At 55.3% G+C, this 13,203-nt stretch carries 10 protein-coding genes; all 10 read right to left on the minus strand.

Annotated features, from left to right (window positions below):
• Positions 1–8: 8 nt before the first annotated feature.
• Positions 9–698, minus strand: a complete 690-nt coding sequence (narI, locus tag AS19_RS02825; protein ID WP_011587829.1) for a respiratory nitrate reductase subunit gamma — start codon at positions 696–698, stop codon at positions 9–11.
• Positions 691–1,446 carry a nitrate reductase molybdenum cofactor assembly chaperone gene (gene narJ, locus AS19_RS02830; RefSeq protein WP_041704852.1) on the minus strand — a complete coding sequence of 252 codons (756 nt, stop codon included), beginning with the start codon at positions 1,444–1,446 and terminating at the stop codon, positions 691–693. The genes narI and narJ overlap by 8 nt, the downstream gene beginning before the upstream one ends.
• Complete coding sequence (gene narH / locus AS19_RS02835; RefSeq protein ID WP_011587831.1) at positions 1,439–2,992, minus strand: nitrate reductase subunit beta; 1,554 nt, start codon at positions 2,990–2,992, stop codon at positions 1,439–1,441. The genes narJ and narH overlap by 8 nt, the downstream gene beginning before the upstream one ends.
• Positions 2,989–6,729 carry a nitrate reductase subunit alpha gene (locus tag AS19_RS02840; protein WP_011587832.1) on the minus strand — a complete coding sequence of 1,247 codons (3,741 nt, stop codon included), beginning with the start codon at positions 6,727–6,729 and terminating at the stop codon, positions 2,989–2,991. Before AS19_RS02840 ends, narH begins: the two co-directional genes overlap by 4 nt.
• 34 nt (positions 6,730–6,763) lie before the next feature.
• The gene (locus AS19_RS02845; protein WP_011587833.1) at positions 6,764–9,403 is read right to left on the minus strand and encodes an MFS transporter; all 2,640 of its coding nucleotides are present in this window, start codon (positions 9,401–9,403) and stop codon (positions 6,764–6,766) included.
• Positions 9,404–9,541: 138 nt separating this feature from the next.
• The gene (locus AS19_RS02850; RefSeq protein ID WP_011587834.1) at positions 9,542–9,811 is read right to left on the minus strand and encodes an HPr family phosphocarrier protein; all 270 of its coding nucleotides are present in this window, start codon (positions 9,809–9,811) and stop codon (positions 9,542–9,544) included.
• A 39-nt stretch (positions 9,812–9,850) separates the two neighbouring features.
• Complete coding sequence (gene rapZ / locus AS19_RS02855) at positions 9,851–10,699, minus strand: RNase adapter RapZ (RefSeq protein ID WP_011587835.1); 849 nt, start codon at positions 10,697–10,699, stop codon at positions 9,851–9,853.
• Between the two features lie 106 nt (positions 10,700–10,805).
• A complete protein-coding gene (gene ptsN, locus AS19_RS02860; protein ID WP_011587836.1) occupies positions 10,806–11,279 on the minus strand; it encodes a PTS IIA-like nitrogen regulatory protein PtsN in 474 nt (157 codons plus the stop codon).
• Positions 11,280–11,294: 15 nt separating this feature from the next.
• The gene (gene hpf / locus AS19_RS02865) at positions 11,295–11,594 is read right to left on the minus strand and encodes a ribosome hibernation-promoting factor, HPF/YfiA family (RefSeq protein WP_011587837.1); all 300 of its coding nucleotides are present in this window, start codon (positions 11,592–11,594) and stop codon (positions 11,295–11,297) included.
• Positions 11,595–11,704: 110 nt separating this feature from the next.
• Positions 11,705–13,168 (minus strand): RNA polymerase factor sigma-54, encoded by a 1,464-nt coding sequence (locus tag AS19_RS02870; protein ID WP_035460588.1) that lies wholly within the window; start codon positions 13,166–13,168, stop codon positions 11,705–11,707.
• Positions 13,169–13,203: the final 35 nt, after the last annotated feature.

Here is a 13,203-nt window from a genome sequence, read left to right on the forward strand (position 1 = left end):
TGGTGTGATTATCCGCGGCGACGAACAATTTGGTAGCGGCGGAACAGGTAGCCCAGCGGCACGCTCCATACATGCACTAGGCGGCTGAAGGGAAAGAGCAAAAAGAGGGTGAGCCCGATAAGGATATGAATCTTGTAGACCCAGTTGATACCTTGCAGGTGAACCGCTGCATTACCTTTAAAGAAAACGATGGACTGTGCCCAGTTTGCCAGTTGCAGCATAACCCCACCGTCGAGATGATCCATGGCGGGAATAATAGTGCCCAGCCCTAACGTGACCTGCACCACGAGTAGAAAAATGATGAAGGTATCCATCGCGCTGGATGTGGCACGTACACGGGGATTGGACAGTCGTCGCCAGAGCAGCATGGCGCCACCGATGAAACAAAAAATGCCGGCGATGCCGCCCACCAGTATCGCCATAATTTGCTTGTTTCCCGGACTAATAATCCATTCGTAGGCCCAGTGCGGGGTCAGTAATCCCACTAGATGGCCGAAGAAAATCACCAGAATGCCCACATGGAAGCAGTTGCTGGCCAGGCGCATGTGGCGGCTGGAAAGCATCTGGCTGGAACCGGTTTTCCATGTGTACTGGCCGTGGTCGAAGCGCAGCAGGCTGCCGACCAGAAATACGGTGACGGCAAAGTAGGGGTAAAGACCGAACAGGACGGTATTCAGATATTGGGAGAGGTTATCCATGGTGCCCTCCAGCCGCAGGGCGGGTGGAATCCTTAATGGTGACTGTTTGAGTCTGCACGCGGTGACGGTGCTGGGTCAGGTGTTGTTGCTGGGCGGTTTGGCTGCCGCAATCTTGATTTGAGTCCGCATGGAACCGAACAGCCTCTTCCTCCCAGACCGCATCCAGTGCCTCGGGGGTATGATCCGGTTTTTCCTCACTGACGGTTTGGCGATGGAGGGCCACGTCTTGCTCGGCGCCAATCAGTGCGAGCAGGGTGCGGGTAACGAGTGCGTGCGGTGCATCGCGTTCTTCCAGCCGAGCGGTAAGAAGGGCCAGAATGTGACGAATATCGCCAAGCCACTGGCCGATGGTGGTTTCGTCACGTGTGGACAAGTATTCCAGAAACAGCGGCAGGTAATCAGGCAGTTCCCGACTATCGAGTATCAGGCCAGCCTGCGCGTATTCATTGATCAGGTCGACCATGGCTTGTCCACGGTCACGCGATTCGCCGTGAACATGCTCGAATAGCAGTAGAGAGGTGGAGCGCCCCTTGTCGAACAGGGCCACGTACTCCGCTTGCTGGTCGAGCAGCTCATTATGTTGGATTTGTTCACACCAGGCGTTTAATGCCTGTTTGCGCTTGGCGCACAGGCGCGGATCAGCCTGGATGATGGCCTGCATCGTTTCGCTGGCGTCTTGCAGTTCAGCCTGGGGGTAATCCAGCAGCCGGGCTAGCACCCGTAGGGTGCGTTGAATGGGCTCATTCATGGGGGCTCTCCTGCGGGTCATAGGTCTGGGGGCTGACCAGAGTGCGTGTTTGCGGGCGGGCTCCGAAGAGGTTGCTTTTGCTTTGGCCGCTGTGGCAACCGTCGCCGAAACTGAAACCGCAGCCGCCGCGTTCCGGAAAGGCTTCACGCGCCTGTTCGCGGTGGCTGGAGGGAATCACGAAGCGATCTTCGTAGTTGGCGATGGCCAGATAGCGATACATTTCTTCCACCTGCTGTTCACTTAGGCCTACGGCATCAACGACTTCCTTATTGATGTGACCTTCCACATGCTTGTCACGCATGTAAACTCTCATGGCCATCAGGCGCTTGAGGGCCAGCACTACGGGTTGTTCTTCACCCGCGGTGAGCATATTTGCTAGATACCGCACTGGAATTCGTAAGGACTCGATACGCGGCAGTACACCGTCGTATTCGATCTTGCCGGCTTGCGCAGCTGACTGGATTGGGGAGAGTGGAGGGACATACCAGACCATGGGCAAGGTGCGATATTCCGGGTGAAGGGGCAGGGCGAGCCCCCAGTCCATGGCTAGTTTGTACACAGGCGAAGCCTGGGCTGCGGCAATGACGTTGTCAGAGATTCCGTCGCGTTGTGCCTGGGCGATGACTTCTGGGTTGTTGGGATCAAGGAAAATATCCCGTTGTCGATGGTATAGGTCGCGTTCGTCGGCGGTGCTCGCTACCTCGGAAATCCGGTCGGCATCGTAGAGCAGTATGCCTAGATAACGAATGCGGCCAACACAGGTTTCCGAACAGACGGTGGGCTCCCCTGCTTCGATACGTGGGTAGCAGAAGATGCATTTCTCTGATTTTCCGCTTTTCCAGTTGTAGTAAATTTTCTTGTAGGGACAGCCCGATACGCACATGCGCCAGCCGCGGCACTTGTCCTGGTCAATCAATACGATGCCATCTTCTTCTCGCTTGTAGATAGCGCCACTGGGACAGGAGGCAACACAGGTAGGGTTTAGGCAGTGCTCGCATAGCCGTGGCAGATACATCATGAAGGTGTTTTCAAACTGGCCGTAGATGTCTGCCTGAACTTGTTCGAAGTTGATGTCTTTGCGGCGTTTGGCAAACTCGGTGCCGAGGATTTCTTCCCAGTTGGGACCCCATTCTATTTTTTTTATACGTTTGCCCGTAATTAGCGATCGGGGCCGTGCAACGGGTTGATGCTTGCCGGCCTTGGCCGTATGCAGGTGCTGATAGTCAAAATCGAAGGGCTCGTAATAGTCATCAATTTCCGGTAAATCCGGGTTGGCAAATAGGTTGGCCAACACTCGCCACTTGCCGCCGATACGAGGCTCGATTTTCCCATCGCCAAGCCGCCGCATCCATCCACCGTTCCATTTTTTTTGATTTTCCCATTCTTTCGGGTAGCCAATGCCCGGTTTTGTTTCCACATTATTGAACCAGGCGTATTCCACACCTTCCCGGCTGGTCCATACGTTTTTGCAAGTGACGGAACAGGTATGACAGCCAATGCACTTGTCGAGATTGAGCACCATACCGACCTGGGAGCGAATTTTCATTTTACGGCCTCTTGTATGCTGTCGTGACCTTCACCGTCCAGCCAGTTCACATTGCGCATTTTGCGGACCATGACGAATTCGTCGCGGTTGGAACCGACGGTGCCGTAGTAGTTGAATCCGTAGGCTAGTTGAGCGTAGCCACCGATCATGTGGGTGGGTTTAGGGCAGACTCTGGTTACAGAGTTATGAATGCCGCCACGGGTGCCGGAGATTTCTGAGCCAGGCACGTTCACATTGCGCTCCTGGGCGTGATACATCATTACCATGCCGTCCTTTACCCGCTGACTGACTACTGCGCGGGCAGCGATGGAGCCATTGGCGTTGTACAGTTCAACCCAGTCGTTGTCGGCCACACCAATGTCAGCTGCATCACTTTCGGATAGCCATACCACAGGGCCTCCGCGATTTAGCGTCAGCATTAGCAGGTTGTCACTGTAAGTGGAGTGAATGCCCCACTTCTGGTGCGGCGTCAGGAAATTGAGAGCCTTCTCTGGGTTGCCGTTGGGCACGCTGAATGCACTGGCCACGGCTTTGGTGTCGATGGGAGGACGGTAAACCAGCAGGCTTTCACCAAAAGCTCGCATCCAGGGGTGGTCTTGGTAGAGTTGCTGGCGGCCAGTGAGGGTTCGCCAAGGGATCAGCTCGTGCACATTGGTGTAGCCTGCGGTGTAGGAGACGTGCTCATCCTCTAAACCTGACCAGGTAGGGCTGGAGATAATTTTACGCGGTTGCGCGACAATATCTCGGAAACGAATTTTTTCTTCTTCTTTAGGGCGCGCCAAGTGTGCGTGTTCTCGACCGGTAAATTCTGATAATGCCTGCCAGGCTTTTATGGCGACCTGGCCATTGGTTTCTGGTGCAAGAGAGAGGATGACTTCGGCGGCGTCAATGGCGGTTTCAATTTTTGGCCGCCCTTTGGCCGGGCCGTCCTGCTTGGTGTGATTGAGTTCGCCGAGGAACTGGATTTCCTTGTCGGTGTTCCAGGAGATGCCCTTGCCGCCATTGCCTAGTTTATCCAGTAACGGTCCCAAGGCGGTGAAACGCTCATAGGTTGCGGGGTAGTCCCGCTTGACTTCAACCAGTGAAGGCATGGTTTTGCCGGGGATCAGGTCACATTCGCCTTTTTTCCAGTCCTGTACGCAGCTTTGCGATAGTTCTGACGGGGCGTCGTGTTGTAGTGGCAGAGTGACCACGTCGGTTTCTTCCTCCAGATGACCGGGGCACAGTTGTGAAAAAGTGCGGGCGATACCTTTGTAAATTTCCCAGTCGCTGCGCGATTGCCAAGCCGGATCGGTGGCTGCGGTGAGTGGGTGAATGAAAGGGTGCATGTCTGAGGTGTTCAGGTCGTTTTTTTCGTACCAGGTGGCCGTAGGCAGAACAATGTCGGAATACAGGCAGGTGGTGGACATGCGGAAATCCAGCGTGGTGAATAGATCCACCTTGCCCTCCGGTGCCTGCTCGACCCAGTCCACCTCCATGGGCTTGTTGCCATCCATTTCGCCCAGGTCCTTGCCTTGAAGGCCATGGCGGGTGCCAAGTAAGTACTTGAGCATGTATTCGTGGCCTTTGCCGGAGCTGCCCAGAAGATTGGAGCGCCAGACGAACATGTTGCGTGGAAAGTTTTTTGGGTCATCCGGTTGTTCAGCGGCAAAACGCAGGTTGCCAGACTTGAGCTGTTCCACTACATAATCTGTAACGGGTTTTCCTGCCGCTTGTGCCTCCCGGGCAATCTGTAACGGGTTGCGCCCGAGTTGGGGGGCTGAAGGCAGCCAACCCATGCGTTCGGCGCGTACATTGAAATCCACCAGGCTGCCCTGGTAATCCTCTGGTTTGGCCAGCGGCGATAGCAGCTCGCTGACGTCCAACTTTTCGTAACGCCACTGGCTTGAATGATTATAGAAAAACGAGGTGCCGTTCATGTGTCGGGGCGGACGGGTCCAATCCAGGCCAAAGGCCAGAGGCAACCAGCCGGTTTGCGGACGCAGTTTTTCTTGGCCTACATAATGGGCCCAGCCGCCGCCGCTCTGACCAATACAGCCACACAGGATCAGCATGTTGATCAGCCCTCGGTAATTCATGTCCATGTGGTACCAGTGGTTCATGCCGGCACCGACAATGATCATGGAGCGGCCCCGAGTCTTGTCAGCGTTGTCGGCGAACTCCCGGGCAATCCGTGCTACTTGTTCAGCGGGGACCCCGGTAATTTGTTCTTGCCAAGCGGGGGTGTAAGGTTTGAGTTGGCGGTAATGGGTGGCACCGTCATCGTCTCCGAACCCTCGGTCGATGCCATAGTTTGCACACATCAGATCAAACACGGTGACTACCAGCGCCTGTCGCCCATCTGCTAGGGATAGTTGCTTGGCGGGCAGCGAGTGGTGGAGGATGTCGTCACCGGCCACGTGATTGAAATGTTCACGTGCGATGCCGCCGAAATAGGGGAACGCCACTTTGGCGATGTTGTCATGGTGATCGGCCAGAGTGAGTAGTGGCGTGATGCTATTGCCGGCGGCGTCTAGTGGTTCTAGGTTCCATTTTCCCTTTTCGCCCCAACGGAAACCAATGGAGCCTCGCGGAACCGCTGGGGCATCTCGGGCAGGGTCCCACACCACGGTTTTCCATTCCGGGTTGTTGTCCTGTCCGAGGGATGCGTCGAAATCACTGGCGCGGAGTTGACGACCGGGAACGTAGCTGCCGTCGTCACGGGGTTCCAGTTCCACCAGGAAGGGCATGTCGGTGTAGCGCCGTACATAGTCGGTGAAATATTCACTGGGATTGTTGAGATGGAATTCCTTGAGGATGACATGCCCCATCGCTAACCCCAGGGCGGCATCTGTGCCCTGCTTGGCGCTCAGCCATTCGTCACACAATTTGGAAACTTCGGCATAGTCGGGCGTGATGGCCACGGTCTTGGTGCCTTTGTAGCGTACTTCGGTGAAGAAGTGAGCATCCGGGGTCCGGGTTTGAGGTACGTTGGAGCCCCAGGCAATGATATAGCCACTGTTGTACCAGTCGGCGGATTCTGGCACATCGGTCTGTTCGCCCCAGGTTTGTGGGCTGGCGGGGGGGAGGTCGCAGTACCAGTCGTAGAAGGACAGGCAGACCCCGCCGATCAGTGACAGGTAGCGAGCCCCGGAAGCATAGGACACCATGGACATGGCTGGGATCGGAGAAAAACCGATGATCCGATCAGGTCCATATTGTTTGGCGGTATAAATGTTAGCCGCGGCAATGATACGGTTCATTTCGTCCCAGTCGCCGCGCACAAAACCGCCCATGCCGCGGGCTTGTTTGTATTGCTGCGCTTTGTCCGGGGTTTCCATGATGGAAGCCCATGCATCCACTGGATCGCAGTGTTCCTTAATGGCGTCGCGCCACAATTTCAGCAAGGTCTGTCGAATTAGGGGGTACTTTAGGCGATTGGCGCTGTATAGGTACCAAGAATAACTGGCCCCACGTGGACAGCCTCGGGGTTCATGATTAGGTAAGTCGGGGCGAGTACGGGGGTAATCCGTCTGCTGAGTTTCCCAGGTCACCAGGCCGTTTTTGACGTAGATTTTCCAGCTGCAGGATCCGGTACAGTTCACTCCATGGGTAGAGCGCACGATTTTGTCGTGCTGCCAGCGGCTTCGATAGCCGTCTTCCCAATGCCGGTCCTCGTCACGGGTCTCCCCGTGTTTGTCTGAAAAGTCGGTTGGTTTTTTTCCCAAGTACTTCAGACGATCGAGAAAGTGGCTCATGGATGTCTCCCTATGGATGTTGAATATCAGGCGCTCAACACGGAATCTCAGCCTTCTTGCGTGTGTAGTAGAACCAAGTAATACCCAGGCACAACACGTAAAAGAGAATGAAACCGTACAGCGCCACATTGGCATTACCGCTTAGACTCAGTGATGTGCCGAACGCCTTGGGGATGAAGAAGGCCCCGTAGGCGGCGATAGCCGAGGTGAAGCCTACGGTGGCCGCTGATTCACGCTCGATTTGAATACGCTGCTGGTCTTGCGGTAGCGAAGGCATGATGCGCGGGATCGAGGTGGAGAAAATGGTGGGGATCATTTGGAACGTGCTGGAGTTGCCTACCCCGGAAACGAAGAACAGCCACAGGAACATGAAAAAGAAACCCTGAAAACTTTCTTTTTGCAGGAAAAACAGCGTCCCGCTCACGCCAACGATCATGCCGATAAAGACCCATAATGTGACCTTGCCGCCGCCAAAGCGGTCGGCAACGCCGCCTGAAAACGCGCGGCTAAGGGCGCCAACCAGTGGGCCAAGAAAGGCATACTTGAGAGCATCGACTTCTGGGAACAGGTTGGCGCTGAGTAACGGGAAGCCGGCGGAAAAGCCGATAAAACTGCCAAACGTTCCGGTGTAGAGCACGCACATTAGCCAATTGTGCTTACGCTGGAAAATGGTGGCTTGGTCTTTAAACGAAGATTGCGCACTGGCGATATCGTTCATTCCAAACCAGGCGGCAATGGTTGCCAAGACAATGAAGGGGACCCAGACAAAGGCGGCGTTCTGCAACCATATGGCGTCGTTGCTAGCGGTAATTTGTGGGCCACCTGCCACGAAGCTGAATACCCCGGTGGTGATGATCAGGGGCACCACAAATTGCATCAGGCTGACCCCCAAGTTTCCTAGCCCAGCATTAAGGCCCATGGCCTTGCCTTTCTCATGCTTGGGATAGAAGAAAGAAATGTTGGCCATGCTGGAAGCAAAGTTGCCGCCACCAAAACCGCATAGCAGAGCCAGGATCAGCATGACCAGGTAAGAGGTGTTTGGGTTTTGCACTGCCACACCAATCCACAATGCCGGCAGCAGTAGTGACGCGGTGGAAAGAGCGGTCCAGCGCCGCCCGCCAAATATTGGCACCATAAAGCTGTAGAAGATTCGCAGAGTCGCCCCGGATAACCCGGGCAGAGCAGCGAGCCAGAACAGTTGGTTGGGGCTGTAGTCAAAGCCCACGCTGGGTAATTTGGCAACGACCACAGACCACACCATCCACACTGAAAATGCCAGTATCAGGCAAGGAATGGATATCCATAGGTTGCGCTGAGCAATACGCTTGCCTTGTTCTTCCCAGAAGGCGGGTTCTTCCGGACGCCAGTCATCCAGTACGAATGCTTTTGGGGTAGAGAGCTCGGGCAGGTCGCGGCTTTGTATATCTTCGCCCAGTTCTATTCTGTTGGCGCGCAGAATGGAGTAATGCATCCACAGTAGCGCAAAGGCCGAGACTAGGAACAGCAGCATGAAGCTGCTTTGCCAGATGCCAATGACATCGTTGAGCATGCCGAAGGTGAGGGGCAGCAGGAAGCCGCCGAGCCCGCCGACCATGCCCACCAGGCCGCCCACGGTACCCACATTGTTGGGGTAGTAGGCCGGGATGTGTTTGAACACTGCCGCTTTACCCAGGGACATGAAAAAGCCCAATACCATAGTTAGGGGAATAAAGCCGATCAGTCCCATGGCCATGGAGAAGCGTAATTTTCCGTTGACGCCATCAATGACGTAGTCGGTGGGTGGGTAGCTGAGCAGGAAGCAGCACAGCACTGACACGACTAGGGTCCAGTACATCACTTTTCGGGCCCCGTAGCGGTCGGACAGCCAGCCTCCGAGAATCCGGAATAGTGAGGCGGGAATGGTGTACAGGGCGGCCACAACACCTGCGACAGTAATGCTCAAGCCGTAGACTTCCACCAGATAGTGAGGCAGCCACAGCGCTAGAGCGACGAAACCACCAAACACAAAGAAGTAATAGAGGGAAAAGCGCCATACTCGTAGTTCGCCAAGCGGAGCAAATTGCTCTTTAAGAGAGACCGGGTTGGCAGCACGCTGCTGGCTTAGGGGGTCAGTGCGGGCGAACAGCAGAAAAAATATCCCGCTGGCGGCGATAACTACCGCGTAAAGCTGGGCGGTACCGGTCCAGCCCAAGGCCAGTAGCAGGGAGGGCGCGCACAGGCTAGTGATTGCCGAGCCCACATTGCCGGCCCCGAAGATGCCCAGCGCGGTACCTTGTTTCTCGGGGGGATACCAGGCGGAAGTGTAAGCCACCCCAACAATAAAGGAGCCACCGGCTAGGCCAACGCCCAGCGCACCGAGCAGTAGTAACCAGTAGGTGTTGGCCAGAGACAGCAGGAAGACAAAGACGCCAGTGAGCAGCATCAGCAGACTGAACACCTTGCGGCCGCCAAAACGATCGGTTAGGTAACCAAGAAATAATCGGCTGATGGAGCCGGTAAGCACTGGGGTTGCCATGAGCAGGCCCAGCTGGGTATCGGTGAGGTTCAGTTCATCCTTAATCTGTAACCCGAGTATGGACAGCATTGTCCATACTGCAAAACAGAGGGTGAACGCAAAGGTCGAGAAGACTAGCGCGCGGCGTTGCTCCGCACGTGCCATTCCTTCTGCAACCATAGGACCTCCCTGCCTCATGGTTGTATGACGGGGGCGGCTTGTTAACAAGCCTGTTTAGGATAGTTACAGCTGCAAAGGCGGGAGCGCAATAAGTGATCGATATAAACCCTGTATACGATACAAAACCTTGATCTGCGTCTATTCTCCTTCGTCAAAACGGCGAGAGAACAAGTCTTTCAGTTCGTCCATAGCCTGTTGTTCATCATCGCCCTCCACTCGAAAGGTGATGCGGCTTCCCTTGGCCGCCCCGAGCATGAGCAAGCCCATGATGCTTTTCGCGTCGATGGTCTGCGTTTTGTGCAGTACTAGGATGCTGCTGTTGTAGCGTGATGCCACGCTGACTACTTTGGCGGCAGCGCGGGCATGCAGGCCGAGTTTGTTGATTACATCGAGTTGTTTTTCAATCATCGGTCATCTTGTGGTCGGAGGAGGTGGCTGCTTGCTGGGTTAGAGTTCCCTATGGCGGACCTGAAGGACAATGCCTTCTGCGCGCAGATTTTTTGCCAGCTGTTCGGTGATGAAGACGGAGCGATGGCGGCCGCCGGTGCAACCGATCGCCACGGTGACATAGCTGCGGTCGCTGTTGGCAAAGGCCGGTAGCCAGCGCACAACGAAATCGCCAATATCTTTGAGCATGTCGTGACTGGCCTGGTGCTGGCTAAGAAACTCGATAATGCAGTCATCCTTGCCGGTGAAAGGACGCAGGTCTGCATGCCAGTGAGGATTGGGCAGCACTCGCACATCGAACACAAGGTCGGCATCGGTGGGCAGGCCATTCTTGAAGCCAAAGGATTCCAGTTGCAATGACAGTGTGGCTTCACGGCGAGCTACCCGTTCACGCATGAGATTGCGCAGGGTGTGGACGTCATGGTTGCTGCTGTCGATGACTAGGTCGGCACGTTGGCGGATGTTGGCCAGTAGCTCACGTTCATGGCCGATGGCGTCGGCCAGAGAGCGTTGATCGGTGCCCAGTGGGTGGCGGCGACGGGTAGCGCTGAAGCGAGTAAGAAGAGTGTGATCATCCGCATCTAAGTAGATGATTTCGCTGCGAACCTGCTGTTCATTAAGTGCGTGAAGAATGTTGTCGAAGGCCAGTAACTGGGCGGGGAGGTTGCGAGCATCAATACCAACGGCGACCCGCTCAATTGGGGGGTCGCCTTCACTGAGTTGTTTTGCCAGGGTGGGTAGCATGCCGACTGGCAAGTTGTCGACGCAGTAAAAGCCTTGATCTTCCAGTGCCTGCAGCGCGGTGGTTTTCCCTGAACCGGAGCGCCCACTGATAATGGTGAGTTTCATGGTTGCACCGCTCGCGGGTGGCTCGCAGTATATTGGAACGCAAGACCGATAGGTGAGGACGTGTTTTGGATGCGCGGCATAATGCGCGAGAGCCTGCTGTGTTGCTTCATGATGCCAATCGTAACTCTGCCTCAGATTCTATCGCCGCCTGGTAGAGCTGCTGGTTGTCAATGCTGCGTCGCAGTTCTGTACGGTAAGTCTCGTCGTTGAACAGGGAGGCCAGATGGCTGAGGGTTTTGAGATGTTGTTCCGGGTTGTCCTGGGGGACGAGTAATACAAACACCAAATCCACAGGCTGACCGTCAACGGCGTCGAAATCAATGGGGGTTTCTAGTTTTAACAACAGGCCTACAGCCTGTTGGCAATGTCCTAGTCGACAATGAGGAATGGCAATGCCTTCGCCAATGCCCGTGGAGCCCAGTTTTTCCCGGGCGACCAGAGCGTCGAAGACTTCCTGCTCATTAAGGCTGCCACAGCTGGCAGCTGCCAGCTGTGCAACCTGGTCAAGCAGTTGTTTCTTGCTGCTGGCCTGCACGCCGTGATGGGTGCGGGCCAGAGTCAGTAGTTCGCGAACTCGCATAATTGTCGCTTTGGGTTAGTGACCGTGCTTGTGGCTGACGGCTTTTTCTTTGTGTTTAAGAATCTGACGATCCAATTTGTCCGTCAGTTTATCGATCGCAGCATACATGTCATCTGCCTCAGCGGTGGCAAAGACATCGGCCCCGGAAATATGAATTGTGGACTCGGCTTTGTGGCTTTTGGGTTCCGGGGAAAGAATCACCTGGATGCTGGTAATTTGGTCGAAATGGCGCTCAAGGCGGGAAAATTTATCTCCCACATAAGTGCGCAAGGCATCGGTAATTTCCAGGTGATGACCGCTGATATTAATTTGCATGGCTGGCTCCTTTACCTGTTTGAGAAACCCGGGATAAAGACCTTGTTTATTCAGCCTTTCAGGCTGGCCTCGCAAGGTTTTCCCCGCGTTCCTGGGTCCGTTCTGGCGCTCTACACTAAACGTTTACGGGCGCTAGAAGACGGTATTCTCATCGCTTCTCTGTATTTGGCGACGGTCCGGCGCGCTACATTGATTCCCTGCTCATTGAGCAAGCTCGCCAGCTTGTTATCACTGAGTGGCTTGCGGGGATTCTCTGCAGCGACCAGTTTCTTAATAATGGCACGAATAGCAGTGGAGGAACACTCACCGCCGCCGTCGGTTCCCACATGACTGGAAAAGAAATATTTCAGCTCAAAGACGCCGCGTGGTGTCATCATGTATTTCTGATTGGTGACCCGGCTGATGGTTGACTCATGCATTTCAACAGCATCGGCAATATCCGCCAAAACCAGGGGTTTCATGGCTTCATCGCCATAATCGAAGAACCCTTGTTGCACGTCCACGATGCGGGTGGCCACCTTGAGCAAAGTGTCGTGGCGGCTTTGCAGGCTCTTGATGAACCATTTCGCTTCTTGAACGCAATTGCGCAAATATTGCCCGTCTTCACCGCTGGTGGTACGGGCAATGCTCGCGTATTGCTGTTGCAGGTTGACCCGCGGAAGGACGTCGTCGTTTAGGCTCACCTGCCAGCGACCTTGATGTTGGCGGACGATCACGTCAGGAACGGCGTAGTCCACTTGAGGTTCGCCAATTTGCTCACCGGGGGCTGGGTCCAGGGTGCGCAGTAGGGATAAAGCCTCTAGAAGGACCTCTTCAGAGAGTTGAAGGGTGCGGCGCAGTGCGGTGTAATCGTGCTTTTCTAGTAGGTTCAGATGTTCCAGTAGGGCAGAGGCTTCGTCGCGCAATGGGGTGTCCGCTGGCAGTTGGCGCAGCTGGACGCCGAGGCAGTCAGCTAGGTTGACGCTGGCGACGCCCACCGGGTCGAACTGTTGCAACCGGTGCTGCACGGCAAGCACTTCATCGTGCTCCAGTTCGTCTCCTTCGGTGAGTAGGTCTGGCTGGGCATTCACCATGTCGACGATATCGCTTAGGGGGGCAGTGATGTAACCACGGTCGTCCAGGGACTCGATAATCGTTATGGCGATTATCCGGTCTACATCGCTCATGGGGGTGAGGTTTAGCTGCCAGAGCAAGTGGTCCTGTAAGTTGCCGGAAACGGCGTGTCGTTGCTGCCATTCGTCGGCATCGTCGGGGAGTGCGGCGCTGTTGCTGGTGCTCTGGCCGGAATAGACGTCATCCCATTCGGTTTCCACCTCGGGCTCGTCTTGTATCAGTTCTTCTAGGGCGTTATCACGGTCGGTGTCGAGCTCTTCATCCTGACGTTCTTCGTCATGCTCGGGGAGGGCATCGTCACCGAAATCGTCTGCCAATTCCAGCAGGGGGTTGCTCTCTACTGCTTGCTGGATTTCCTGGCGCAGGTCTAAAGTGGATAGCTGCAAGAGGCGAATGGCCTGCTGCAGCTGCGGTGTCATGGTGAGCTGCTGGCCAATTTGTAATTGTAGTGTGGGCTTCATACTGCTCAGTATTCTGCTAGTCCCCAAAAAACCCA

This window comes from Alcanivorax sp. NBRC 101098 (assembly GCF_001010505.1).
Lineage (GTDB): Bacteria > Pseudomonadota > Gammaproteobacteria > Pseudomonadales > Alcanivoracaceae > Alcanivorax > Alcanivorax borkumensis.

Excerpts from the sequence above, each read along its gene's own strand:
- narH (WP_011587831.1), bottom strand. The coding sequence starts at position 2,992 with ATGAAAATTCGCTCCCAGGTCGGTATGGTGCTCAATCTCGACAAGTGC.
- AS19_RS02845 (WP_011587833.1), bottom strand. The coding sequence starts at position 9,403 with ATGGTTGCAGAAGGAATGGCACGTGCGGAGCAACGCCGCGCGCTAGTC.
- rapZ (WP_011587835.1), bottom strand. The coding sequence starts at position 10,699 with ATGAAACTCACCATTATCAGTGGGCGCTCCGGTTCAGGGAAAACCACC.
- ptsN (WP_011587836.1), bottom strand. The coding sequence starts at position 11,279 with ATGCGAGTTCGCGAACTACTGACTCTGGCCCGCACCCATCACGGCGTG.
- hpf (WP_011587837.1), bottom strand. The coding sequence starts at position 11,594 with ATGCAAATTAATATCAGCGGTCATCACCTGGAAATTACCGATGCCTTG.
- AS19_RS02870 (WP_035460588.1), bottom strand. The coding sequence starts at position 13,168 with ATGAAGCCCACACTACAATTACAAATTGGCCAGCAGCTCACCATGACA.
- AS19_RS02840 (WP_011587832.1), bottom strand. The coding sequence starts at position 6,729 with ATGAGCCACTTTCTCGATCGTCTGAAGTACTTGGGAAAAAAACCAACC.
- AS19_RS02850 (WP_011587834.1), bottom strand. The coding sequence starts at position 9,811 with ATGATTGAAAAACAACTCGATGTAATCAACAAACTCGGCCTGCATGCC.
- narI (WP_011587829.1), bottom strand. The coding sequence starts at position 698 with ATGGATAACCTCTCCCAATATCTGAATACCGTCCTGTTCGGTCTTTAC.
- narJ (WP_041704852.1), bottom strand. The coding sequence starts at position 1,446 with ATGAATGAGCCCATTCAACGCACCCTACGGGTGCTAGCCCGGCTGCTG.